This window comes from Nostoc sp. (assembly GCF_036917655.1).
Classification (GTDB): Bacteria; Cyanobacteriota; Cyanobacteriia; order Cyanobacteriales; family Nostocaceae; genus Nostoc.
This window is the reverse complement of the sequence record NZ_JBALCY010000082.1, coordinates 1-23,819: the sequence shown is the minus strand read 5'-3', so window position 1 is coordinate 23,819 and position 23,819 is coordinate 1. Positions and strand designations below refer to the sequence as shown.

The following is a 23,819-nucleotide window of genomic DNA, read 5'->3' as shown; positions in this document are numbered from 1 at the left end:
TCAAAAACTGCGTAGTTTTTTTGGTCTGACATCCCCTCCAACCCAAGCAATTATATAATTTGGATATTTAATTTTTTGGAAGTCCTAATTAGAAGTAGCTATTCTCACCTAAGTACGAGAAATTTGCTCTTTCTTACAGTGGTTATTGAGAAGTTACAAAACTAAGTACAGCATTTAACTAATTCGTAGCAAATTAAATTTGGCAAGACTCTGCGTCCCTACCCTGCGGAAAGGCGAAACGCCTATGCACTTATTTTGCTACCTAGTGCGTTTAAAAACGCTACGATTTTACGCAAAACTCTACTAAGATTTACTCTTATCGGCTTCTTTTTGCGCCGCCTCACTGTATTTCTTATATAGTTGAGTCCGAATCTTAGCTTCCTGATAACGGCTGTGGTTTTGTGGCACCGTGCCCATTAAATCTGAAGCCCGTTGCCACTTAGCAGCGATCTCTAACCACTGAGTTGAGGTTGTGGCTGTTTTACCAGATGCAGAAGCAAGATTTGCAATTCGCACAGATATTGGAAATGGGTCATCAGATGGCTCTGAAAGGCTATTGTTAGCAGCACGGGATGGTATTTGGGCTTTTTTATCGTTAGTATTTTCTGTAGTTAAAGATTTGGAAGTTTCTAGTTGCATTAGGTTTTTCAGTTTATTACCTAACTGGGCATAAACAACCCAACTAAGCAACAATAGTGAGCAGAAACCAGCCGCTGCTAATATCCTTGTTTTAGGTTGATTTTTGTGTTTTTCTTTGTTAATAAGTACTAAAGGACGAGAGACTGAAGTTTTAGGAAAATTTGGTTTTCCTAGTTCAGCTTGAGCTTCTGTGAAATCTTTAATTAGTTGCTTTACAATATGGGGCTGAATTAATGTAATTTCCTGTGACCAAAGCAATTGGTTTTCGCGATCGCTATCTATTTCCTTTAACCAAAGCAATTGTTGTTCCCGAACAATCCGACTGTTGATATTAACTCGGCGAATGTGACGCGGGGCGATAAACTCAAGAATTTGCTGGATTTGTTCTACGAGGGGAGATTGCTCAAGTTGTTCTACCCTAGCCGCCTCGCACAGAAGTTGTAAGACACCATCAGAAAAAATGGCTCTAGTTCTGACACCAGACTTGGCTAGCTTTTCATTCAATAGTTGAATAATCGCAGCAACGCTACCTTGGTGAGCTTGCCAAGCGATATCGTTTATCCTGTCTACCATCTGAAATTTAGTGATAGCTCTTCCACCCGGACTGATTAACGTACTCATTAATTTAGGGACTCTTTTCTACTGACCTTGATCTTGTCTTCGATTTTACGAGTAAAAAGATGAGTTGCCAAATAAAATCATAAATATAGAGCCTCCCTTCTCGGTTCGTCAAGGACGTTCGCTCACGCTCAGTTAATTTGACACCCCCACACCTTGAGAGCGTGGGATTCTTGGGCTGAAACTGCCCTTTCAGGGTAACGCCCATGCTGGCGGACGAGCTACCTGTTTGACATAGTACATGATGATGTCTTTTTGCGATCGCCTTTGGTCAAGTTGAGGCAGGTGAATGCACTCTACCGCTAAGAGCGATCGCAAATCTATGGCTAAATAGTATCAGGGTCAACACCAAGCGATGTCTAACGACAAGCCGCTTCTCTACGAGAGGCTACGCCAACGCGTCTACGTAAATGTTCTTTCAACCTTTCCACCTGCGATTCTGCTTGTCTTGCTTGCTCTTGGGCTTGTTCCCTCGCTAATCTTTCCTGTTTCAGCGCCTCTGCCAACTCCTCTGGAATCAGCAACTTTTCCCCAGTGTCTTCTTGATAAAAACCAATCAGTTGCCCCTCTATTTGCAAACGCAGCTGCAAAGGTTCACATCGACTATCTGTAATTGGCTCATACACCTCGCCTCGCAGCCGATACCCTTGCAATTGCTCCTTAATCCACTCTCCCTTGGGGTCAAATAACCAGTATTCTAGTACCCCTAACTGCTCGTACAGCGTCTTCTTGAAACCCGTGTCCTGGTTTTTAGTGCCTTCCGAGGTCATTTCAAAGATTACTACAGGCACTTGTCCTTCTTCCCATATCTTGTAATTATCCCTACCTCCAGGAGCGACATTAAAAATCACCATTACATCTGGAGCTACCCGTAACTTCGGAAAACCCTGAGCATAGTAGAGAAACTGGTTACTCAAAACCGTTGCTTGCCTACCCAGCAAATATTGCCTCAATACTTCTAAAGTTGCCAGTAGAACACATAAATGAATATAACTTTCTGCCAATGGTTCACGATCCGAGCTTGGGTAAAAAACTTCTGTTGGTTGAGAACTGGGTAAGAGGCTAGTCATAATTAGCCACCTGATTGAGAATATGGGTGGATGACTATATTATCTCAGAGACTTTCGCTGATATTTCTGGAACTGTTGCCTGTCAGGTATCGTTCACATACCAAACAAAATAGCTGTATCAGGATGATTTTGTCAGTAACTCTCGCTTATTTTGCTATTTTGCTAGAATTGCAAGACTATTAAGCACAGCGATGGCTACATTAGAAGATATATAAATAAAAATCATCAATGATTTTTATTCGTCCGCAGTTCACACAAAACCATGAGTGCAAGTACCATTATTTCCGAGAATCCCCTACTCCAAGGCATTGGTTTACCTCCCTTTGCAGAGATTAAACCAGAACGAGTAGTACCAGCCTTCAATCAGTTGCTGGCAGAACTTGACCAGCAGCTTGCCACCTTAGAGGCTAATGTAGAGCCTAATTGGAGTGGTTTAGTAGAACCCTTAGAAAAGCTGACAGAACGGCTTACTTGGAGTTGGGGGGTGGTGAATCATTTAATGGGTGTTAAAAATAGCCCAGAACTGCGCGAAGCTCATGAAATCGTACAGCCACTAGTCGTACAATTTATCAATAAGCTCGGTCAAAGCCAACCCATCTACAATGCTTTTAAGGCACTCCGTACCAGTAATATTTGGGCAACTTTAGAATTAGCCCAACAGCGCATTGTTGAAGCCGCAATTCGAGACGCAGAACTTTCTGGTGTTGGCTTAGAAGGAGAGGCAAGAGAGCGTTTCAACGCCATACAAATGGAGTTAGCAGAACTTTCTAGCAAATTTTCTAACCATGTACTTGATGCCACTAAAGCCTTCAGCTTAACCCTCACAACCCAAGCGGAAATTGACGGTTTACCACCAAGTTTAGTAAGTTTAGCAGCCCAAGTTGCTCGTGCAGCTGGCGAAAGCAACGCCACACCAGAAAATGGCCCCTGGCGGATTACTTTAGACTTCCCCAGCTATGGCCCTTTCATGCAGCACAGCACCCGTCGAGATTTGCGTGAAAAGCTCTACAAAGCTCATATTACCCGCGCTTCTAGTGGCGATTTGGATAACAACCCCCTAATTGAGCGCATTTTGAAGTTGCGCCAAGAACTCGCAGATATATTAGGCTTTAAAAGTTTTGCCCAATTGAGTCTGGCTAGTAAAATGGCTCCCAACGTTGAGGCAGTCAACGCCCTCTTAGAAGAACTACGCCGCGCTAGTTATGATGCTGCTGTCAAAGACTTGGCAGAACTCAAAGCTTTTGCCGCAGCACAGGGAGCAGCAGAAGCTACGGATTTAAAACACTGGGATATCAGCTTTTGGGCAGAACGCCAACGAGAAGCAAAATTTGCCTTTACTGCTGAAGAATTGCGTCCCTACTTCCCCCTTCCCCAAGTGTTAGACGGCTTATTTGGACTAGTCAAGCGGCTGTTTGGCGTCACTGTCACCTCTGCCGATGGTCAAGCGCCAGTATGGCATGAGGATGTCCGTTATTTCCAAATTGCTGACGAAACTGGTTCTCCCATAGCCTACTTCTACTTAGACCCCTACAGCCGTCCAGCCGAGAAACGCGGTGGTGCTTGGATGGATGTGTGCATCAATCGGGGCAAAATCACTGAGAATGGTGTCACTGCCATCCGCTTACCAGTAGCTTATTTGGTGTGTAATCAAAGTCCTCCCGTAGATGGTAAACCTAGTTTAATGACCTTCTATGAAGTAGAGACTTTGTTCCACGAGTTTGGTCATGGATTGCACCATCTGCTCACCAAGGTTGACTATCCCGGAGCCGCAGGCATCAATAACGTGGAGTGGGATGCAGTGGAACTACCTAGTCAGTTTATGGAAAACTGGTGCTATGAGCGACCCACTTTGTTTGGAATGGCGAAGCATTACGAAACTGGTGAAGCCCTACCGGAGCATTATTATCAAAAGCTGCTAGCGGCGCGTAATTATATGAGTGGTACTGCCATGTTGCGGCAGATCCACCTGAGTAGTCTTGACTTAGAACTACACTACCGCTATCACCCTGGTAGTAATGAAACCCCCTCAGATGTGCGTCATCGCATAGCCAAGACTACGATGGTTTTACCACCACTTCCAGAAGATTCAATTTTATGTGCTTTTGGACATATTTTTGAGGGTGGTTATGCAGCGGGCTACTATAGTTACAAGTGGGCTGAGGTACTGAGTGCTGATGCTTTTGCCGCTTTTGAAGAAGCTGGGCTAGAAGATGAAGAGGCTATAAAAGCTACAGGTCGGCGTTATCGAGATACGGTGCTAGCGCTTGGTGGTGGTCAGCATCCAATGGAGGTGTTTAAAACTTTCCGGGGTCGTGAACCAAGTACGATCGCTTTGCTCAGGCACAATGGTTTAGTCAGTGCTGCTGTAAACTAAACAACACCTCTGTAGGGACGTTGCAATGCAACGTCTCTCGCGTAAATAGACCTGCGTTGTAGGGGCAATTGATGAATTGCCCCTACGACTCAATCCCAATAAGAAACCCCCTTTGCTTTGGTCATAGTAAAGTGATTACAAGGCAGAGGGGGTTCATTTTTTATTTTTGTATAGGCAGATTTTAAGGATAATGCTGGCAAAAAACCAGTTTCTCTGATTTCAAACTTGCAAAAACCTATATTGTGTTTATTTTAATCTGCCTACTCAGTTCAGCCTATTTCCAATCGGGAATCTCGGCATCTTCTCCACCGATCCCGATTCCAGTGTTAAATATTTCGGCATCAGTAAGATTTAGATCATTCATTGATGCTTTATACACATTAGAATCGTGGATCGTAGCGCGAGTAAAATTTACCCCGTTGAGATTGACTTGCTTCAAATTCACATTGCTTACGTAAGCTGATGTTAGGTTAGCACCTGCCAAGTTTGCACCCGTTAAGTCAGCACCTTCGAGGTTAGCCCCTACAAGGTTGGCTCCTTGGAGCTTCGAGCCTCTCAAGTCAGCACCAATTAAATGAGCGCCACTGAGGTTAGCTCCCGATAGATCACACTGGATACATTCCCCAGTTGAAAGCAGCTTTTGTAAGTCCTGCGGATTTTCGGCTCTAACCGAGCTAGCGAAAAATAGGGGAGTTGCTAAGGCCATGGCCGCTAATAGCTGGAGTTTCATAATTTTCCCCCTTAATAATCAAGTTGCGTCCGTTCTGTCCCTCACAACTCTATTATCTCACTAAACTTCATAAGGTCAATCTATCTATGTGCTAACAAGTTAGTTGTGATATGAGACAGCTATAATCGTGAGGAAAAAAAAGCTATATATCCTGTTTTTGTCCGATTTTTACTCGATAAACCCAAAAAAAGTACCAGTGTTAAATCACTGTTAAATCTTTTTAAGAGCTTCCACTACTCGCCATAATTTGGCTACCTTGATAAGTATTTATACTTTATCAATTTATTTCATCACATATTAGCAAATACTGTTAAGTTAAGTCTTCAGAAATTCTCGCATATACTGATTAACCAATTCAGGTTGTTCTTGCTGCACCCAATGGCCACAATTGGGAATGTACTTGATTTGAAAGTCCTTGACATAGGCTGCGGTGTCGTAGGTTAGTTCCTTGCCGAGTGCAGTGTCATTTTCTCCCCAAATCATTAGTGTTGGCACTTCCAGAATGCCCCAACTTGGATTTAGCATTCTCTGTCGAAAAATATTGCGGTAGTAGTTCAACATTGCTGTGAGGGCGCCGCGTTTTGCAGCAGCATGTTTATAAGCGTCAATATCCGCTTTGGTGAAAGCACTCTTGTTAACTGCTGTACCTTTAAAAGTTGTTTCAATTGCTTGGTAGTCTGAAGATTGTATAAGTAATTCTGGGAACCACGGTAGTTGAAAGACAAACACGTAGTAACTACGCAGCAACTGTTGGGGAGTACGTAAACCTTGGGCAAATTTAGCAAGATGAGGCAGATTAAGGATAATTAATCGCTCTAGCATTTCAGGGTGAGCATAGGCAAAACTCCAAGCGATCGCACCTCCCCAATCATGTCCAACTAATACACATTTTTGGTATCCTAATGCTTTAATTACTCCTTCTACATCTTTGATAAATTCATCCATTACATAAGCTGATTGCTCTGTTGGTTTATCACTATCGTTGTAGCCACGTAAGTCAAGGGCGACGACTTTAAAATCTTGGGCAAATTCTGGTATTTGATGCCGCCAAGAGTACCAAAACTCAGGAAACCCATGCAACATCAACATTAAGGGCCCTTCACCTTGGGTAACGTAGTGTAGTTTCAACCCATTGGTAGTTATATAATCGTGTTTCCAAGTCAGTTCTATTACAGACATATGTAGTATTTTTTGTTGGTGATGGTTATTATGTATAATGTTTTTTGTCAAGAGGATGTTTTAAAAGTCCTATTGTAGGTATCAAAACGTTTTAGATCCTCCTAAATCCCCCTTTTTAAGGGGGACTTTGATTCTGGTTCCCCCCTTTTTAAGGGGGTTAAGGGGGATAAATAAGTGCCTAAAGTCACAGCCAAATCTTTTTAAAAGATCCTCTAAGAGATAGGTTTAAAATTGCAATTCTCCTTTGGATAGATATTGGTAATAAATCAGCAGAGTTTCATGTTTGATACAAATACTAGAATATATCAACCTAGATTAATAAACTGCCCTTCATGAAATTTATTTAACGGTTTCTTCAGTCAAGGCAAGGGCAATAATATGATTATTTGAGACACAAATAAAATGAGCAAAATAGAAACGCGTGGTGTTTGGCTGACCACTACTGATAGTAAAGTTCTCAGGTCAAAGCAACGCATTGCCGAGGCGATGGATTTCCTTGCCGAGACAGGATTTAATGTGGTGTTTCCCGTTGTTTGGAACAAAGCTGTAACTCAGTATCCTAGTCAAACAATGCAGCAGACTTTTGGAGTCGAAATTGACCCTGTGTGTATAGGCCGTGACCCCTTAGAAGAAGTGGTGATTGAGGCGCGGCGAGTTGGGTTAAAAGTTATTCCTTGGTTTGAATACGGTTTTGCCAGCTCTTACAATTTGAATGGTGGTGTACTTTTACAGAAAAAACCGGAATGGGCAGCGCGTGATTGTAACGGCAACTTACTGAAGAAAAACGGCTTTGAGTGGTTGAATGCACTCAACCCACAGGTGCAGGAATTCTTGTTAAATTTGGTGCTGGAAGTTGTGAAGAATTATGATGTGGATGGTGTCCAAGGTGACGATCGCTTCCCAGCATTCCCCTCTGAAGGTGGCTATGACGAGGGAACTGTCACCCGCTATCGCCAGGAATTTAATCACAATCCGCCACAGAACCCCAAGGATAGGCAATGGTTACAGTGGCGTGCAGATATTCTCACTGACTTCTTGGCGCGTCTCTACCGCGAGGTGAAAGGGGTGAATCCTAATTTATTAGTAGCGATCGCACCCAATATCCATGATTGGGCATTCCAGGAATATCTGCAAGACTCGCCCGCATGGCTGAAGCGGGGAATAGTTGATATGATTCACCCGCAGATTTATCGCCGTGATTTTAGGAGTTATCAGGCGATCGCTGATAAACTAGTAAACCAGCAGTTCACAGATGCGACGTTGCCGAAGTTAGCACCAGGAATATTGATGAAGCTTGGCAGTTATTGTATTAGTCCAGAATATCTGGTGCAGGCAATTGAATACAATCGCCAACTTGGCATTCATGGAGAAGTATTCTTTTTTTACGAAGGTTTGCGCGAGAATAACAATACCCTAGCTAAAGTTTTGCGAAATGGCCCTTATGCTAAGTCTGCATCATTTCCCACTCTGTCAGATTTGAGTGCAGGTGGTGTGAGTAACAAGAGGTCATCTTCTATTTGGCAAAAGTTGTTAAAAAATATTTTTTAAGGAAAAATGCGCGTGGAATCTCAATTATCGGTGGAACGGGTAATTAAAACTTTAAAAGAGGATTTACCAACACTTTTTGAAAAAGATATTTCTTATGACATTTATACACAGGATATCTATTTTAAAGACCCGGTAAATACATTCAAATACAAATTTAACTACCGGATTATATTTTGGACTTTGCGATTTCACGCTCGGCTATTTTTTACCCAAATTTACTTTGATGTACATGAAGTATGTCACTCAGCCGAAGACACGATTTCAGCAAAGTGGACAGTGCGGGGAGTGTTACGCGTTCCTTGGAAAGCAGGTTTGCTTTTTAATGGCTATTCAACATATAAACTCAATCAAGATAATTTGATATACGAGCATATCGACACCTGGGATCGCAAACCTGGCGAGATATTAAAGCAGTTTTGGCAAAGGGGAGAGATAGCTAATTAGATACATGATGAGTTAAAATTTTATCCAGAACAAGCTGAGAAACGCCGAAATAAGAAATTAATGCACCTCATCAGTCGGAAAAAGCTACGACAATTCTGCCAAAAACACGCTGATTGCTGTGAAGCACTTGATGACTGGTACATAACTGCTAGTAAAGAAGACTGGGCTAATTTGCTAGAAGTTCAAACTATTTATCCTAAAGCCGAAGCAGTAGGTGAGTTTATAGTTTTCAACATCAAAGGTAATAAATACCGCTTATATCATGTCCGCTTGATTGCTTATTAAACCCGAAGAACCCCACCCCTTAATCCCCTCCCCGCTCTTCGGGAGGGGAGACAAAGCATAGCTTTGGCGGGGTGGGGTGCAATGACTGTGGGAATCGTAACTAATTATGCGGACATGATATTAATTGCTAGTATTAACGATGAAAAACAGGTCATCTATATAAAATATGTCTTAACTCATGCAGAATATGACAAAGACTCCTGGAAAAATGACCCTTACTTTTAACTCAGACATTTACAGCCAATTGCTGTCTCAACATCAACCTCGCATTATCAAGACAGAAGAGGAAAACGAGAAGTTTTTAGAAACTGTTGAAGAACTGCTTTCTCGTTCCCATCTGACTCCTGAAGAAGATGCTTTGTTGGAATTATTGGTAAAACTGATTGAAGATTTTGAAGATAAGCACTATCAGCTTAATGTTTCAACACCTCAATCAAGACTCAAGCATTTGATGGAAGCTAGAAGTTTGGAACAAGCTGATTTGGTAGAAATTCTTGGTTCAAGCGAGATTTTTACTAAAATCATTAATGGCGAGTTAGAAATCACGAAAGAACAAGCTGAGGCTTTGGGAAAATTTTTTCATGTTGATGCAAGTTTATTTATTTTAGGATAGGCGATCGCTTTTTCGTAGAGACAACTAGTTTATCTATATATAGCGATAATTTGCGTTAGCTCATTTTGGAAAGAGGTGCGTAGGCATAGCCCACCGCAGGCATCGCAATTTTGTTTGAATAATAAAAAAATACTTTTACGTTTGATAATAAATGGAATTATGAGATTCCCACTTGCGTTTGTTCTGCTATCTTATAAGCTAATTTCTTAAAATCACCATAAACGTTTTTCACTGCTTTAGTATGAGCGCCAATAGCACCATCAGCAGGTTTTAAGTGGAACATCGGTTTATGAGCTTCTTGAGCCATTAGCATCAGGCTGTGGTAGCTTTTTATTAATCCTAAACAGTTTGGATCATTTTCGATAGCGACTTGATTTTCAATAGGCTGATTTGAAATTATTTCTTGATAAGTATTTTGAATTTCAAATATTGCTCTATTATATACTTTTGCTGGACGGTCTAATCGCATTGGCATCTGCCAAACAACGTAACCAATAGGCTGTATATCACCAATTGGTAAAGACAAACTTGTAGTATGGTTTTTACTTAATATATACTTCCAATCATTTTTCCAAGATTGCAAGATATCACCAAGACTGCGTAAACCTACCAAAGAAAAGTAATCTAATCCAAGTGGTATCACCAAATAATCTGCTGCGATTAATGCTGCACGATTGATTGCTCCTAAAGTTGGACTTAAATCCATCAATATTACATTTGCTTTATGATTAACGGCTGCTTTTTGGAGAATTCTCCAAAAAGCAGAAGTTACCTGCAAAGCTCTTTCTTGACCACCTCCATCAAGGCAATTAGTCCATTGTGTTGAAAATTCATCTTCAAAACTAGAAAGCATTAAGTCTCCAGATAAAAGAGCTAATCTTCCCACTTCTGTAGACAAAGATAATGAGGCTATATCTTCTGAGAACTGATTTTCTTGGATATATTCTAAATGTGGATTATCAATATCGCCAATACCCATTAACAGGGGTTTCACACAATCAAAAATAGTATCTATTTTATTTTCGTTTAAGGAAAATAATTCTAAGCGTTCCTCATCTAAGAAAGTAGTAGTGAGGTTAGCTTGGGGGTCTAAATCAGCCACAACTACCCGCAGCCCTAAATCTTGATACATCCATGCTAGATGATAAACTAGAGTAGTTTTACCAACACCTCCCTTAGTATTAAAGAAAGCAATAATTTTTGCACTCATAGTTTTTTCCTAAGAATGACCAATAAATGAGCATCTTCCACAGTGAATTCCAGAGGTGGATTACCATTTTTTTGAAGTTGCTGTCGAGCAAGTTGAATTCCTACCCCAAATTTCTGAACATAGCCAAGATTTTTCATCGCTTCGGCAAGGTGAGGATTTCGATAGTCTGTTATGCCTGGTTGTCCAAAGTTTTGCCGATTTACTTGACCAAAAGGGCCGCCGGGATTTTGAATTTCGATGCGATCGCTAAACCATGTAATTCTTACTGGGGCATTTGTCCCTTCATAAGTGCGATGCATAACCGCATTTCTTCCTAATTGTTGCAAGGCAACTCTTGGATAGTCAGGCTGTTGCAACTCTATTGGTTGAGCAGTGATGTCTGTTGCCACTGAAATATTAACTTGGAAAGTTTCGTCCAGCATCCGCAACAAATCTGGAAGCGGGCCGCCAATTTCTTTTTGGTCTTTAATTGGGTCTGTTAACTCGATGCCATCAATGCGAAGAAATTGAATATAGGCACTGGGAACAAATTGTCTAGGATCGTTACCCACAACTAGCACGCCCAAGATAGTTGGTTTAGGCAACAGATCAACTGTTGCAAAACGCATTGATTGAAGTTGTTGTTCAACAGTGCGTTGATTCTCTTGAAGAATATCGTTTGCTAAGGCAGAAGGCAAATAAACTCGACGAAAAATTTCTAAATCGAGGTCATCTAAACTGGCTGATGATAGGGGTCGTAAATCGAAAGGCAAGTCTTTTGAGCGTCTTTTTTCAGCTAAACGACGTTCTTCTTCTGCTGTAGCAGTAGCTCGACGGGGGCCAACTCTGATCCAAACACGTCCATTAAAGCGTACAGGTGGAGCATCTGATGGTTCTACAATTAAAACTGCTAGTTCACATCCGCCAATAGTCCGTTTTTGGACAATCATTGTAGGAAAAGGCAAAATGTTCCCATCAGACCGCATATCGGAGAGTGTAAGCAAAAGCTTATCGTCTATGGCAAGGTTAGCGCATCTGCCATTATCGTGAACCCCAATAAATAGGACTCCTGCTTGTTGGTGATTCGGTAAGTCATTGGCAAATGCACAAATAGCCTGACGAATTACATTCCGGTCAGATATTGAAGCCTTACATTCTACCCGATCTGATTCCAGGTCGTTCAGGAGAATTTCTAACTCCCGATCATTCATTGAGCTTCTCCTTTTAAAGACCCCTTAGCTTGTCTATCTATTTTTCATAATAGTTGTATTTGCCGGATACTGTTTCAAAACCTGCTGCAAATATTGCCCAGTATAAGACCTGGGATTTTTTGCAACTTCCTCCGGTGTACCCACAGCAATCAATTCTCCCCCTTTGTCCCCACCTTCTGGCCCCAAATCTATCACCCAATCAGAACAACGAATTACATCTAAGTTGTGTTCAATTACTAAAATTGAATTACCTTTATCTACCAATCTTTGCAACACATCTAACAATTTGTGGACATCGTAAAAAGATAACCCTGTTGTCGGTTCATCGATTAAATAAAGTGTCTTACCTGTGGCGCGTCGAGATAATTCTGTTGCCAATTTTACCCGTTGCGCTTCACCACCCGATAAGGTAGTCGCAGGTTGTCCTAGTTGGACATAACCCAACCCGACATCAAATAAAGTTTGCAAACGCGCGATCGCTTTGGGAATATTCTGGAAAAAGTCCAAACTTTCCTCAACTGTCATTCTCAGTACATCAGAAATTGACTTATCTTTGTACTTCACTTGCAAAGTTTCGCGGTTGTATCTTGCACCTTTACAAATTTCGCATTGCACGTAAACATCTGGGAGAAAGTTCATTTCAATAACATTCACACCCTGACCGCTACAAGCTTCGCAACGTCCACCTTTAACGTTGAAGGAAAATTGTCCGGGTTTGTAACCCCTAGCTTTGGCTTCTACTGTTTGGGAAAATACATCTCGAATGGCATCAAAAATTCCTGTGTAAGTTGCAGGGTTAGAACGTGGTGTGCGTCCAATGGGAGATTGATCGATAACGATCGCTTTATCAATCGCGTTTAATCCCTGAATTTTATCCAAATGTCTGGGTAAGGGAACTTTCTTTGTTAAATGGTGTTGCAGAGATGGGTAGAGTAACTCGTTAATCAGGGTAGATTTGCCAGAACCAGACACACCAGTAATGGCGACAAGTTTACCTAATGGAATTTCTACATCTATATTTCTTAAATTGTTGCGATGGGCATTTTTAATTCCCAAACTGCGCCCATTTCCTTCTCGGCGTTCTGGTGGTGTGGTAATTACTCGCCTTCCTGATAAATACGCACCCGTCAAGGAATCTTCTGCTGCTAATAACGCCTGAAAATCACCTTGGGCGACAATATTTCCGCCGTGAATTCCTGCACCAGGGCCAATATCAACTATGTAGTTAGCTGCACGAATTGTTTCTTCATCATGTTCAACGACAATTAATGTATTACCCAAATCGCGCAATTTAGTTAAGGTTTTCAGCAACCTGCCATTATCTCGTTGATGCAAACCAATACTCGGTTCATCTAAAACGTAGAGAACTCCTGTTAAACCAGAACCAATTTGCGTTGCTAGACGAATTCGTTGGGCTTCGCCACCAGAAAGGGTCATGGCAGGACGGTCAAGGGTGAGGTAATCTAAACCGACATCTAACAAAAATTGCAATCTTGCTTTGATTTCTCGGAGGACTAAATCAGCAATTTGTAACTGGCGATCGCTCAACTTAAATTGCTCAATTCTCTCCCGACAATCCCGAATTGATACGGTAGTCAATTCTAAAATTCCATATTGTCCCAACTTCACCGCCAAAGCTTCCGGTTTTAACCGTTTTCCTTTACAAACTTCACACGGTTGATCAATTAAATACTGCTCTAATTTTTGCTTAACTAATTCCGAACCACCCTCATATTGTCGTTGCAAAATTGGAATAGCACCTTTAAAACTCTGCTTTCTCTGTGCTTCTGCGGCTCGTTCATCTTTCTCTCCATACAGAACAATTTGCTGCTGTTCTTCTGTCAGCTTGCTCCAATTTGTCTGTAACTCAAACCCATAAATCTGTCCCACACTATAGAGTAATTCTAGATAATAAGAATTATCTTTTTCTGACCAAGGCGCGATCGCAGCATAAACTGGCGCTTCCCAGTCGGGTATGATCAAATCAGGCGCAAATCTTCTTAAAGTCCCGATTCCATGACAGTGCGGACAAGCACCATAAGGTGAGTTAAACGAGAACAATCGCGGCGATAGTTCCTCCATTACCGCGCCATGTTCTGGACAGGCAAAATTTTCCGAAAATACTAATTCTTCTTCTTTTTCTTGTCCGTCGTCACCTAGCAGACTCACAAGAATCGCCGCAATCCCACCTGATTGCTTGAGACACGTAGACAGAGAATCAACCAAACGCTCCTGAATATCAGCCTTTTTCACCAAGCGGTCAATTACCACTTCTATGCTGTGGGTAAAATTTTTATCCAATTCAATGGAATCTGACAGTTCGCGGATCTCGCCATTGATCCGCACGCGGACAAAACCTTGAGAAGCCAGACTTGACAAAAGCTTCCGGTGTGTGCCTTTTTTCCCCCGGACAACGGGTGCAAGGATTTGGAAGCGGGTGCGGTCTGGTAATTCCATGATGCGATCGCACATCTCATCGATTGTCTGGGGTGCAATACAGCGATCGCATATCGGACAATGGGGTTCGCCAGCTCGACCAAACAACAGCCGCAAATAGTCGTAAATTTCCGTCACCGTACCCACAGTGGAACGGGGGTTATGAGAGGTTGACTTTTGGTCAATGGAAATTGCTGGACTTAAGCCTTCGATCGCCTCCACATCCGGCTTATCCAGTTGTCCTAAAAATTGCCGTGCGTAGGCGCTGAGGGATTCCACATAGCGACGTTGCCCTTCAGCGAAAATGGTATCAAAGGCTAGGGAAGACTTACCAGAACCAGAAACGCCAGTGAACACAATCAGGCGATCGCGTGGCAATTCCAAGTCAATATTTTTCAGATTATGCTGCCTAGCACCCCGAATCCGAATGGTATTCTGGCTGTTGTGGCTGGGGTCGGGAAGATGTCCATTCAAGGATGCTGCTAGCTGTTGGTCTGACATATTGGGCGGCGAAGAGGGAGTTTCCTGTGAAACAGTCCTTAATAATACTATCTTTAATCAGTTTATAGTAGAACAATCGTACTGTTTTAATTAGTTCTTCCTCTAGATTCATGCCGCAGACATCCTTAAGAGTCTGCTAATTTGGAAGCATCCCGATTTAAATCCTTCTGAGGGCGAAGCTATGGTATTGCAAATCCAACCGCCGACCCAGTCAGAGGTCATCTACCCAGATAGTGACGGACAACCAGTGGCTAATAATACCATACAGTTTGGCTGGATTGTAGAAATCAAGCAGAATATAGAGTGGCTATTTGCTGACGATCCAAATGTATTTGTCGCCGGGGATTTATTTTGGTATCCGGTAGAGGGACGCAACAAAATTGTTAACACCCCAGATGTGATGGTGGTATTGGGTAGACCAAAAGGCGTAGGCGTAGCCCGTCGTAGACATCGCCTCTGCTACCAACAATGGAAGGAGGAGGGAGTTGCACCACAAGTAGTGTTTGAAATTCTTTCTCCCAGCAACACACAAACTGAAATGTATAAGAAATTACTTTTCTACGATCGCTATGGCGTGGAAGAATACTACATTTACGATCCCGATCGCAATAATTTGCGTGAATGGTTGCGTGGTGAAGACGGTTTAGATGTCATCCCCCAAATGGAAGATTGGGTAAGTCCTCGGTTAAAAATTCGGTTTGCTCCATTACCAGAGGGTTTACAGCTTTATCGCCCTGATGGAGAACAGTTTTTAAATTATACAGAAATTTCTCGCAACGCCGACCAAGAACGGCAAAGGGCTGAACAAGAACGGCAACGGGCGGAACTTGCAGAACAAGCCAGAAAAGATGCTATACCCCGATTATTGCAAATGAATTTGAGTATTGAACAGATTGCCCAAGCTTTAGGATTGTCAGTGGAAGAAGTGCGTAGGCGTAGCCCGTCGTAGACATCGCTTGCTCAGGAGTAACGCCGTGGGCAATTTTTTAATCAAACCATTAGAAATTGAAGTTGTACTTGAGATATTCTGATTATGCTAGCCAATGCAGCCACCCATGAAGTTACTTGGGAAAAGTTACCTGATGATTTTGTTTTAGACAACGAGCCAGTGGATAACATTAATCAGCCACTCTTGGCTGCTGCTTTAACAGAAAGCTTGGAACTTGCCGCCAGATTGCCCGCCGATGCTTTAACCATCACTAACTACGGCATCTGCGCCACCTTGAATAATCGATTTGTGGTCAAAGCACCAGATTGGGGATATGTATCATCTATTCGAGTCTCACGAGAAGAAGTGAAGCGCAGTTATACCCCACGACTGCAAGGTGATATTCCCGTAATTGTGATGGAATTTCTCTCAGATACCGAAGGTGGAGAGTATTCAAGTAAACCGACCTATCCCCCAGGTAAATGGTTTTATTATGAGCAGATTTTACAAGTGCCAAACTATGCCATTTTTGAACCAGAGCAAGGAGAGTTAGAAGTTTATCGGCGAGATGATTTAGGACATTATGAACTGCAAACACCAGATGCAAATAATCGTCACTGGATTGCCGAAATGAACTTGTTTTTAGGTGTATGGCAAGGAAGCCGAGAAAACCGTACAGGCTATTGGTTACGTTGGTGGGATGGCAACGGCGAACTATTACTATGGGGTTTGGAGTTAGCAGCAAAAGAACGCCAAGAGAAAAACGCTGTTCAACAGCTTGCAGAACAAGAAAGTCAACGTGCAGAGCAAGAACGCCAGCGTGCGGAACAAGAAAATCAGCGTGCAGAGAGATTAGCCGCTCAGTTAAAAGCGTTGGGAGTCGAACCGGAGGTTTAACTCGAAACTTTGAGATTGGAAGTGCGATGCCTGCGGCGGGCTGCGCCTACGCATTTCTTTTTTACCAAGCGATCGCCTTTTACTCTACATTTAAACTCAGGATTACAGCGTTTCCTAATCACATGAGGTATATCATAGCCCCCTCCTCGCCTGCGGGGAGGGGGTTGGGGGTGGGGTTCTTGTGCCATCGCCTTTGACTCTACATTTAAGCTTAGAATCACTACAAACAATAGATCCCCGACTTCTAAACTGCCGCAGCTACGCCCCTGCCCCTCTGCTTCCCCTCTACCTACTGCCTTGGACACTCCTTAGCCGCATCAGGATGGCTAGCCAAATAACCCTTAAGCCGACTGCAACCCTGTGCTAATAAATCATCAAGATTCAGATTCCACAATTTGATGGTCTTGTCAAAACTTGCGGAAGCTAAAGTTTTGCCATCCGGGCTGAACGTGACGCGCCTGACCAAATCGCTATGCCCTTTCAGAGTGGTAATTTCTTTGCCCGTCTCCCGATTCCACAATTTGATGGTCTTGTCAAAACTTGCGGAAGCTAAAGTTTTGCCATCCGGGCTGAACGTGACGCTGATGACCCAATTGCTATGCCCTTTCAGAGTGGTAATTTCTTGACCCGTCTCCCGATTCCACAATTTGATGGTGTTGTCAGCACTTGCGGAAGCTAAAGTTTTGCCATCCGGGCTAAAGGCGACGCTGATGACTGCATTGCTATGCCCACTCAGGGTGGTAATTTCTTTACCCGTCTCCCGATTCCACAATTTGATTGTGCTGTCAGCACTTGCGGAAGCTAAGGTTTTGCCATCTGGGCTGAACGTGACGCTGAAGACTGTATTGCTATGCCCTTTCAGGGTGGTAATTTCTTGACCCGTGTCGATATTCCACAATTTGATGGTCTTGTCATCACTTGCGGAAGCTAAAGTTTTGCCATCCGGGCTGAACGTGACGCTGTTGACTGCATCGCCATGCCCTTTCAGGGTGGTAATTTCTTGACTCGTCTCCCGATTCCACAATTTGATGGTCTTGTCAGCACTTGCAGAAGCTAAAGTTTTGCCATCCGGGCTGAAGGCGACGCTGTTGACCCAATTGCTATGCCCTCTCAGGGTGGTAATTTCTTGACCCGTGTCGATATTCCACAATTTGATGGTCTTGTCAACACTTGCAGAAGCTAAAGTTTTGCCATCCGGGCTGAACGTGACGCTGAAGACTGCATCACTATGCCCGTTCAGGGTGGTAATTTCTTGACCCGTGTCGATATTCCACAATTTGATGGTCTTGTCAGCACTTGCAGAAGCTAAAGTTTTGCCATCGGGGCTGAACGTGACGCTGATGACTGCATTGCTATGTCCTTTTAGGGTGATAATTTCTTGACCCGTCTCTCGATTCCACAATTTGATGGTCTTGTCAAAACTTGCGGAAGCTAAAGTTTTGCCATCCGGGCTGAACGTGACGCTGAAGACTGCATTGCTATGCCCTTTCAGAGTGGTAATTTCTTGACCCGTCTCCCGATTCCACAATTTGATGGTCTTGTCAGCACTTGCGGAAGCTAAAGTTTTGCCATCCGGGCTGAACGTGACGCTGATGACTGCATTGCTATGCCCACTCAGGGTGGTAATTTCTTTACCCGTCTCCCGATTCCACAATTTGATGGTCTTGTCAGCACTTGCGGAAGCTAAAGTTTTGCCATCCGGGCTGAACGTGACGCTGATGACCCCATTGCTATGCCCTTTCAGGGTGGTAATTTCTTGACCCGTCTCCCGATTCCACAATTTGATGGTCTTGTCATCACTTGCGGAAGCTAAAGTTTTGCTATCGGGGCTGAAGGCGACGCTGTTGACTGCATCGCTATGCCCTTTCAGGGTGGTAATTTCTTGACCCGTGTCGATATTCCACAATTTGATGGTCTTGTCAGCACTTGCGGAAGCTAAAGTTTTGCCATCCGGGCTGAAGACGACACTGAAGACCGAACTGCTATGCCCTTCGAGACGATTTTGTTCACGAATATTAGTACTAGATAGAATTTTCTGTAAACTAAACAAAGGGCTGTATGCTGGATAGTCTGCTAAAGATTGTTTATCCTTGACCAGACTTTTTAATGTTCCTGCCGCCTGCATTGCTAATAGCAAAGCATCAAATTCGCTGGAAGTGTCAAACAGCTGCAACGCATTTGTTCCGTCTTGTTCCAATCGCGTAGCCGTTAAAGCAACTTTTCTGGCTGCTTCTGCCTTTTTTAGTTCCTCAAGAGAAGTTTTACGGGCATTGACTGCCTCTTGCCGTTGTTGAATTGCTTGGCTTGCCTGTACTTCAGCTTGACTAACCTTTGTGTTGGCTGCTGCCACTTTGTTTTGGGCTAGTTTCAGGTTTTGCTGTGCATGATTCACTTCGACATTTGCTGTATTCAGTTTTGAAGTTGCATTACTAAGATTCCGTTTTACCTGTGCTGCCTGTTCCGATATCTTTTCATTGTCACGTGATATTTTTTTATTGTCTGCCGATATCTGCTGATTCTTTTGCTTGGTTGCTTCAGTTTCTCTCTTCGCCTGATTTAATTCTGTTTGGGCATTATCTGTTTCTACCCTTGCTGTTCGTGCTTGTCCCAATTGATATTCAGCAAATATTAATGATGCAACTGCCCCCAGCACAGTCAGTCCTAACACCAAATAACTAATACGAATTCGTTGATTAACTTTATGGTTCGCTTCTGCTAAAACTTGCTTTGCCTGTTCCTCTGCCTTCAGTCGTTTCTGCACATCGCGTTTTTCCAACTCCTGGCTAGCAGCTAAAAACTGATAATCTAAATCACTCAAACTTTTACCGACTGCCCATTCTTGAGCATCTTGCAAAGTCTTTCCTAGCAGCAAGCGCGATTCATCTTGACGTTCCGACTCAACCCAAGCGTTCAATGTATCGGAGTAGGGGCGCAACTTTGCTAAAATCTTGTTGCACCATTCCTGTTTAAACACCTCCTTATATATACGGTTATAAATTCGCAGTTTCCCATCGCGCTTCACCACCAAACCCGTCAGCCGCAGTTCCGTTTCTTCAGCACTATCATCAGCTACTATCTCTCCCTGCTGCAAAATCTGCTGATACAACCCCAACAATCGCCCAGTCCTCTGTTCCCCACTCCGCAAAATTCTGTCTCGAATCGTCTTCAAATGCTCCGGCTCATCCTGCGTCTCCCAATTCTCAATAATCCCCTCGCATACCAACTCTTCCACCCACCCTTCCGCTCTCCCCTGCTCCCCTGCTCCCCTGCTCCCCTGCCCCTCTGCCCCTCCACTCCCTACTCCCCACTCCCCAACCACCAACTTACAAACCTTCTGCGTCAAAAACGGCTGTCCCCCCGTCCAATCCAGCAACGCCTGCATCAACTCTTGGGCATTACCCACCGCCGCCAATCCCCGCGCCAAAGGTTCCGCCTCCGCGAGTTTAAACCCAGTTAAATCAATTGCCTGTCCAATATTAAAAGGTGTCCGCCCTTTATCTTGAATCAAATCTGAAGGCGTAGACACCCCAATCAAAGCAAAGGTGAGGCGATTATATTCAGGATGGTCTGCTCGTCGGTTGTAGCAATCTCGGATAACTGCAAAAAAGTCATCCAAGTTGAATGAAAGACTCAGAACGCTGTCAATTTCATCAATAAAAATAACAATCTTTGCAGTAATTGTTTTTAGTAAAATTGTTTCAATAAACTTGCTCAAGCGCTGTACTGGTGAAAGCAAACCGTTATCAGTCCACCAAGTATCTAAATCAAAAGTTGGATAAATATTAAAACTTCCCACCAGAGTATCAATCACCCCGGCATACCACTGTTCTGGGGTAATATCTGCCGTGCCAATAGCTGTAATATCAACAGACGCACAAGCAAATCCCTCAGTTTGCAACTGCTGCATTACTTGCACCCGCAAGCTAGATTTTCCCATCTGCCGGGAATTGAGTACATAACAAAAATCCCCAGCCTTCAAGCCTTCATAGAGGTCATGGTCAGCTTGCCGTCTAACATAAGTTGGGGCATTTTGAGGAAGACTACCACCGACTTGATATTGGTACTGGGTCATAAACAATTCAAAATTCTAAATTCTAAATTCTAAATTATGAAATACAAGCTAGTTTGGTATTGGGATGGTGCGTTAGCCAAGGGCATAACACACCCTACAAGATTACGAATTACGTTAGCGTAGCGCGAAGGAGTCCGCGTACTCCTACGCAGAAGCAAGCTACGCGCAGCGTCTCGCAGAGAGCGTCATTACGAATTACGAATTAAATCGGCTAGGCGTTTTAACACTTTTACAACAGTATGTAGGTCATCCCTACGATTAAGCGACAGTGTGTAAGATAATGCATATCTTGGTGTGCCCTGTTTTGTCAACTTAATAAATTGAAATTCCCGACCATTGGTTACAAAACCATACGTAGGTTTATCATTACCAGGATTAGCCAACATATAAGCTAATGCTTGAGGAATTGCTACCTCCAAAGAATATTCTGCTCGTTTCGCTTCTATTACGAGAACCCAAAATGGAGGATGGAACACCAAGATGTCAATACCTCCTGTGATAATGGTGCCTTCATCTTCAGAAGAGATTTTTACCTCTTGTTCTGAGGCGATGTAAAAAGGCGGTTGATAAAAACCTGCTAAATGCAATAGTGGAGATAGCACCACCATTTTGACTACAGGTTCCAAAATAGGATATTTCGATAGATGCAAATATTCTGCTTTGACTTGGTTGAGAGATTGCTTTTCTAAGTCACTCAACTCAGGTAAATCATGCTGCCACTCTGAGAAAAACTGTTCGTTGTCTACAAGTTGTAGCCCAAATTGATTGATGAGTTCGGCTAGGGTGATATCTCTTCCTTGAATAACCTCAACCATTGTTGATCCTTCTTGTTAAATGCTAATTGGAGATGATATTATGTCCGCTCGATTACTTATTAAACCCCAAGAACCCCACCCCGCCAAAGCTGTGCTTTGTCTCCCCTCCCCGCAGGCGAGGAGGGGGCTATGATGTACCTCATCTGATTTGGAAACGCTATATTGCCCTCCTAATGTAATTTCTTAATTTTTAATTCCCAAGCGATTCAAAAAATATTGACGATACAATTCACATAGAGGTATCACTTCATTGCCTTGAAACTTAACTAATCCCATACTGCGGAGTTTAAACGCTTCAGTTGTGCCTACATCCACGGGGCGATTTGCTGTCATCACTTGTTTAACCGCAGCTAGCAATTCTGCATCCTCTTGCAAATTCAGCCAATGGCGGCGGAGATGGTCACTGTAAGGGCCTTGCTCAGTTGCAGCGATTTTTTGCAGATTTTCCAGCGTCATCCTATCACGGGCAATTTCATAAAGCGCTACCCGCACTAAATAAGGATGACCACCCACCAGTGTCATTAATTCTTCAATTTGTGAGTTAGACCAATTGAGGCTGTGACGCTGTACCAAATCTTGTACTTGTATTTGATTTAAATCTGGCAACTCAATGGGTAAACCCACATTAAAAGGTGACTGATTAATATTGAGCGGAATATAAACTTCCTTAGAATGCACAATCACCAACCGGAGATTTTTCCAAACTGTCTCATTCTTTGACCGCTCATGCCAAGCTCGTAGTAATCCAAAAAAATCAGCAGCAATTATGGGATGCTTAAAGACTTCATCGACTTCATCCAAACCCAAAGCGATGGGGCTATTAATCGCGGGTAATAAATACCGTTGAAAATAATTTGTAGATTTATTCTTGCTACCTAAAACACCTTTCCAATATTCGTCTAACCTATCGGTTAGATTCAATTCGTAAGTAATGCTGGCGCAGAACCACTGCAAAAACTGATCTAAATTGCTGAGAAATTCTGCATCGGCTGATTGGAAATTCACGGATACTGCTTGATAGTCATGTTGACTAGCATGATGGAGAACCCGCGACATGAGCGAAGTTTTGCCCATCTGCCGGGGAGCTTTGATGCGAATTAAGGCCCCTGGTTGAAGAATCGCTTCATAACAGTCTACCTCAATAGGCGATCGCTCGACATAGAAAGCAGAGTTTAGAGATACCTGCCCTTCTGGATTTTCTAAGGAGACTGCTTGTTTTATCTGGTTATCTGGAATAGTTTCGTTAGCAGAAATAGCACCTTTGGAATTATTCCGACTTTTCAGCACTGGGGTGGAAGACTCTGGAATACTTTCTAAGTCAATAGCGCTACAGCCGAACTCGTAGGCATCCTCATACGACCTGTCAGCGCCTAGTGCATCATAAAAGCCTACCGCAAATTTAATTGCGGCGCGATCGCCAATTGCCCGATTCATCCCAACCACGCAGTTAATGTGTTGGTAAATTGCCTCAGCTTGCACCTCGCTATAGCAGGCATTTAATAAGATACACTCAACCTTGTCCTTAAATAACTTAAATAGCCTTACCAGTGACTCTGTACTCACCAGCTGCATTTGCCCTGTATTATTTTCCAAGGCTAAACCTTGATTTCCTCCACCATGTCCTGAAAAATGGATAATATGAGGATCGTGATCTAAAAGCGCCCGCCGCAAATCGTCAGGACGCACTGCCCATTTAGTAATAAGTTCAAACTTATCTCGGCTGCGAGAGCGTTGCAACCCTTCCTGAATTTCCCTTACTTCCTCGTCCAAGCGTAGTTTATCTGTCGTCGTGGGATTCGCTGACACAATCAGGATTTTTTTCACAGCGCTATCAACTATTGAATGCAGGCTTCTGACTTAGATGTAGTTTACTACAGCAGATAACTAGACAATTACTGATATAGCGCTTCTCGTTTGTATGCAATATACTTTGACCTCTCTCCTTTTAGGAGAGAGGCTTTGAATTTTACTCCCCTTCCCTTGCAGGGAAGGGGCTGGGGTTAGGTCTGTATTTGATTCAATTGAGAAGCGCTATAGCGCATTACCTTTAACGAGTCTTTAATACTCATGAATGAGTCTTTGAACTCCATGAATGAGTCTTTGATACTCGTGAATGAGTCTTTGATACTCGTGAATGAGCCTTTGAACTCCATTAATGAGTCTTTGATACTCGTGAATGAGTCTTTGAACTCCATTAATGAGTCTTTGAACTCCATTAATGAGTCTTTGAACTCCATTAATGAGTCTTTGAACTCCATTAATGAGTCTTT

General features: G+C 43.0%; 20 protein-coding genes. 8 read left to right on the top strand and 12 right to left on the bottom strand.

Annotated elements, in window-relative coordinates; all coding sequences use genetic code 11:
- Positions 1-303: 303 nt before the first annotated feature.
- The 3 genes from V7K30_RS31160 to V7K30_RS31150 form a co-directional block, all read right to left on the bottom strand.
- Entirely contained in the window at positions 304-1,260 is a 957-nt protein-coding gene (locus tag V7K30_RS31160; RefSeq protein ID WP_335006033.1) for a hypothetical protein, read from the bottom strand.
- 189 nt (positions 1,261-1,449) lie between these two features.
- Positions 1,450-1,575 (bottom strand): hypothetical protein, encoded by a 126-nt coding sequence (locus V7K30_RS31155; RefSeq protein ID WP_335006031.1) that lies wholly within the window; start codon positions 1,573-1,575, stop codon positions 1,450-1,452.
- A gap of 41 nt (positions 1,576-1,616) precedes the next feature.
- Positions 1,617-2,327 carry a Uma2 family endonuclease gene (locus tag V7K30_RS31150; protein ID WP_335006029.1) on the bottom strand — a complete coding sequence of 237 codons (711 nt, stop codon included), beginning with the start codon at positions 2,325-2,327 and terminating at the stop codon, positions 1,617-1,619.
- Positions 2,328-2,589: 262 nt separating this feature from the next.
- On the opposite strand from V7K30_RS31150, the gene V7K30_RS31145 reads away from it, so the two are divergent.
- Positions 2,590-4,701: a M3 family metallopeptidase gene (locus V7K30_RS31145; RefSeq protein WP_335006027.1), complete on the top strand. Its 2,112-nt coding sequence runs from the start codon at positions 2,590-2,592 to the stop codon at positions 4,699-4,701.
- 274 nt (positions 4,702-4,975) lie between these two features.
- Here V7K30_RS31145 and V7K30_RS31140 read toward each other — a convergent pair whose 3' ends face one another.
- Entirely contained in the window at positions 4,976-5,431 is a 456-nt protein-coding gene (locus tag V7K30_RS31140; RefSeq protein WP_335006025.1) for a pentapeptide repeat-containing protein, read from the bottom strand.
- 315 nt (positions 5,432-5,746) lie between these two features.
- Positions 5,747-6,610, bottom strand: coding sequence for an alpha/beta fold hydrolase (locus V7K30_RS31135; protein WP_335006024.1), 864 nt, complete (start codon positions 6,608-6,610; stop codon positions 5,747-5,749).
- A 402-nt stretch (positions 6,611-7,012) separates the two neighbouring features.
- On the opposite strand from V7K30_RS31135, the gene V7K30_RS31130 reads away from it, so the two are divergent.
- The 5 genes from V7K30_RS31130 to V7K30_RS31110 all read left to right on the top strand — a co-directional run bounded on the left by V7K30_RS31130 (position 7,013) and on the right by V7K30_RS31110 (position 9,500).
- On the top strand, positions 7,013-8,158 hold the full coding sequence (locus V7K30_RS31130; protein WP_335006022.1) for a glycoside hydrolase family 10 protein: 1,146 nt from the start codon (positions 7,013-7,015) through the stop codon (positions 8,156-8,158).
- Between the two features lie 12 nt (positions 8,159-8,170).
- The gene (locus V7K30_RS31125) at positions 8,171-8,602 is read left to right on the top strand and encodes a DUF2358 domain-containing protein (protein ID WP_335006021.1); all 432 of its coding nucleotides are present in this window, start codon (positions 8,171-8,173) and stop codon (positions 8,600-8,602) included.
- A 60-nt stretch (positions 8,603-8,662) separates the two neighbouring features.
- On the top strand, positions 8,663-8,887 hold the full coding sequence (locus tag V7K30_RS31120) for a type II toxin-antitoxin system HigB family toxin (protein ID WP_335006019.1): 225 nt from the start codon (positions 8,663-8,665) through the stop codon (positions 8,885-8,887).
- Between the two features lie 81 nt (positions 8,888-8,968).
- Positions 8,969-9,112 (top strand): type II toxin-antitoxin system HigB family toxin, encoded by a 144-nt coding sequence (locus tag V7K30_RS31115; RefSeq protein ID WP_442941125.1) that lies wholly within the window; start codon positions 8,969-8,971, stop codon positions 9,110-9,112.
- Positions 9,096-9,500 carry a helix-turn-helix domain-containing protein gene (locus tag V7K30_RS31110; RefSeq protein ID WP_335006017.1) on the top strand — a complete coding sequence of 135 codons (405 nt, stop codon included), beginning with the start codon at positions 9,096-9,098 and terminating at the stop codon, positions 9,498-9,500. The genes V7K30_RS31115 and V7K30_RS31110 overlap by 17 nt, the downstream gene beginning before the upstream one ends.
- A 157-nt stretch (positions 9,501-9,657) precedes the next feature.
- On the opposite strand, the gene V7K30_RS31105 is transcribed toward V7K30_RS31110, so the two are convergent.
- From V7K30_RS31105 to uvrA, 3 genes are read right to left on the bottom strand one after another with little or no spacing between them, the layout of a single operon-like run.
- The gene (locus tag V7K30_RS31105) at positions 9,658-10,710 is read right to left on the bottom strand and encodes a ParA family protein (RefSeq protein ID WP_335006015.1); all 1,053 of its coding nucleotides are present in this window, start codon (positions 10,708-10,710) and stop codon (positions 9,658-9,660) included.
- On the bottom strand, positions 10,707-11,900 hold the full coding sequence (locus tag V7K30_RS31100; protein ID WP_335006014.1) for an ATP-binding protein: 1,194 nt from the start codon (positions 11,898-11,900) through the stop codon (positions 10,707-10,709). Before V7K30_RS31100 ends, V7K30_RS31105 begins: the two co-directional genes overlap by 4 nt.
- A gap of 33 nt (positions 11,901-11,933) precedes the next feature.
- Positions 11,934-14,837: an excinuclease ABC subunit UvrA gene (uvrA, locus tag V7K30_RS31095; RefSeq protein WP_335006012.1), complete on the bottom strand. Its 2,904-nt coding sequence runs from the start codon at positions 14,835-14,837 to the stop codon at positions 11,934-11,936.
- 181 nt (positions 14,838-15,018) lie between these two features.
- Here uvrA and V7K30_RS31090 point away from each other — a divergent pair, with 181 nt between their 5' ends.
- Both V7K30_RS31090 and V7K30_RS31085 read left to right on the top strand, forming a co-directional pair.
- Positions 15,019-15,786 (top strand): Uma2 family endonuclease, encoded by a 768-nt coding sequence (locus V7K30_RS31090; protein WP_335006010.1) that lies wholly within the window; start codon positions 15,019-15,021, stop codon positions 15,784-15,786.
- A gap of 84 nt (positions 15,787-15,870) precedes the next feature.
- Positions 15,871-16,662: a Uma2 family endonuclease gene (locus tag V7K30_RS31085; protein ID WP_335006008.1), complete on the top strand. Its 792-nt coding sequence runs from the start codon at positions 15,871-15,873 to the stop codon at positions 16,660-16,662.
- On the opposite strand, the gene V7K30_RS31080 is transcribed toward V7K30_RS31085, so the two are convergent.
- From V7K30_RS31080 to V7K30_RS31065, 4 genes are all read right to left on the bottom strand, one after another.
- Positions 16,659-16,967 carry a hypothetical protein gene (locus tag V7K30_RS31080; RefSeq protein WP_335006006.1) on the bottom strand — a complete coding sequence of 103 codons (309 nt, stop codon included), beginning with the start codon at positions 16,965-16,967 and terminating at the stop codon, positions 16,659-16,661. The genes V7K30_RS31085 and V7K30_RS31080 overlap by 4 nt on opposite strands.
- The gene (locus tag V7K30_RS31075; protein ID WP_335006005.1) at positions 16,952-20,734 is read right to left on the bottom strand and encodes an AAA-like domain-containing protein; all 3,783 of its coding nucleotides are present in this window, start codon (positions 20,732-20,734) and stop codon (positions 16,952-16,954) included. Before V7K30_RS31075 ends, V7K30_RS31080 begins: the two co-directional genes overlap by 16 nt.
- 188 nt (positions 20,735-20,922) lie before the next feature.
- Positions 20,923-21,549 carry a type I restriction endonuclease gene (locus tag V7K30_RS31070; protein WP_335006003.1) on the bottom strand — a complete coding sequence of 209 codons (627 nt, stop codon included), beginning with the start codon at positions 21,547-21,549 and terminating at the stop codon, positions 20,923-20,925.
- A 183-nt stretch (positions 21,550-21,732) separates the two neighbouring features.
- Complete coding sequence (locus tag V7K30_RS31065; RefSeq protein ID WP_335006001.1) at positions 21,733-23,373, bottom strand: AAA-like domain-containing protein; 1,641 nt, start codon at positions 23,371-23,373, stop codon at positions 21,733-21,735.
- Between the last annotated feature and the right edge of the window lie 446 nt (positions 23,374-23,819).

What these genes read in the sequence shown, in the direction of transcription:
- V7K30_RS31100 (WP_335006014.1), bottom strand. Translation starts at nt 11,900, where the DNA reads ATGAATGATCGGGAGTTAGAAATTCTCCTGAACGACCTGGAATCAGAT.
- V7K30_RS31070 (WP_335006003.1), bottom strand. Translation starts at nt 21,549, where the DNA reads ATGGTTGAGGTTATTCAAGGAAGAGATATCACCCTAGCCGAACTCATC.
- V7K30_RS31145 (WP_335006027.1), top strand. Translation starts at nt 2,590, where the DNA reads ATGAGTGCAAGTACCATTATTTCCGAGAATCCCCTACTCCAAGGCATT.
- V7K30_RS31135 (WP_335006024.1), bottom strand. Translation starts at nt 6,610, where the DNA reads ATGTCTGTAATAGAACTGACTTGGAAACACGATTATATAACTACCAAT.
- uvrA (WP_335006012.1), bottom strand. Translation starts at nt 14,837, where the DNA reads ATGTCAGACCAACAGCTAGCAGCATCCTTGAATGGACATCTTCCCGAC.
- V7K30_RS31150 (WP_335006029.1), bottom strand. Translation starts at nt 2,327, where the DNA reads ATGACTAGCCTCTTACCCAGTTCTCAACCAACAGAAGTTTTTTACCCA.
- V7K30_RS31140 (WP_335006025.1), bottom strand. Translation starts at nt 5,431, where the DNA reads ATGAAACTCCAGCTATTAGCGGCCATGGCCTTAGCAACTCCCCTATTT.
- V7K30_RS31105 (WP_335006015.1), bottom strand. Translation starts at nt 10,710, where the DNA reads ATGAGTGCAAAAATTATTGCTTTCTTTAATACTAAGGGAGGTGTTGGT.
- V7K30_RS31130 (WP_335006022.1), top strand. Translation starts at nt 7,013, where the DNA reads ATGAGCAAAATAGAAACGCGTGGTGTTTGGCTGACCACTACTGATAGT.
- V7K30_RS31075 (WP_335006005.1), bottom strand. Translation starts at nt 20,734, where the DNA reads ATGACCCAGTACCAATATCAAGTCGGTGGTAGTCTTCCTCAAAATGCC.
- V7K30_RS31090 (WP_335006010.1), top strand. Translation starts at nt 15,019, where the DNA reads ATGGTATTGCAAATCCAACCGCCGACCCAGTCAGAGGTCATCTACCCA.
- V7K30_RS31120 (WP_335006019.1), top strand. Translation starts at nt 8,663, where the DNA reads ATGCACCTCATCAGTCGGAAAAAGCTACGACAATTCTGCCAAAAACAC.
- V7K30_RS31110 (WP_335006017.1), top strand. Translation starts at nt 9,096, where the DNA reads ATGACCCTTACTTTTAACTCAGACATTTACAGCCAATTGCTGTCTCAA.
- V7K30_RS31160 (WP_335006033.1), bottom strand. Translation starts at nt 1,260, where the DNA reads ATGAGTACGTTAATCAGTCCGGGTGGAAGAGCTATCACTAAATTTCAG.
- V7K30_RS31115 (WP_442941125.1), top strand. Translation starts at nt 8,969, where the DNA reads ATGACTGTGGGAATCGTAACTAATTATGCGGACATGATATTAATTGCT.
- V7K30_RS31085 (WP_335006008.1), top strand. Translation starts at nt 15,871, where the DNA reads ATGCTAGCCAATGCAGCCACCCATGAAGTTACTTGGGAAAAGTTACCT.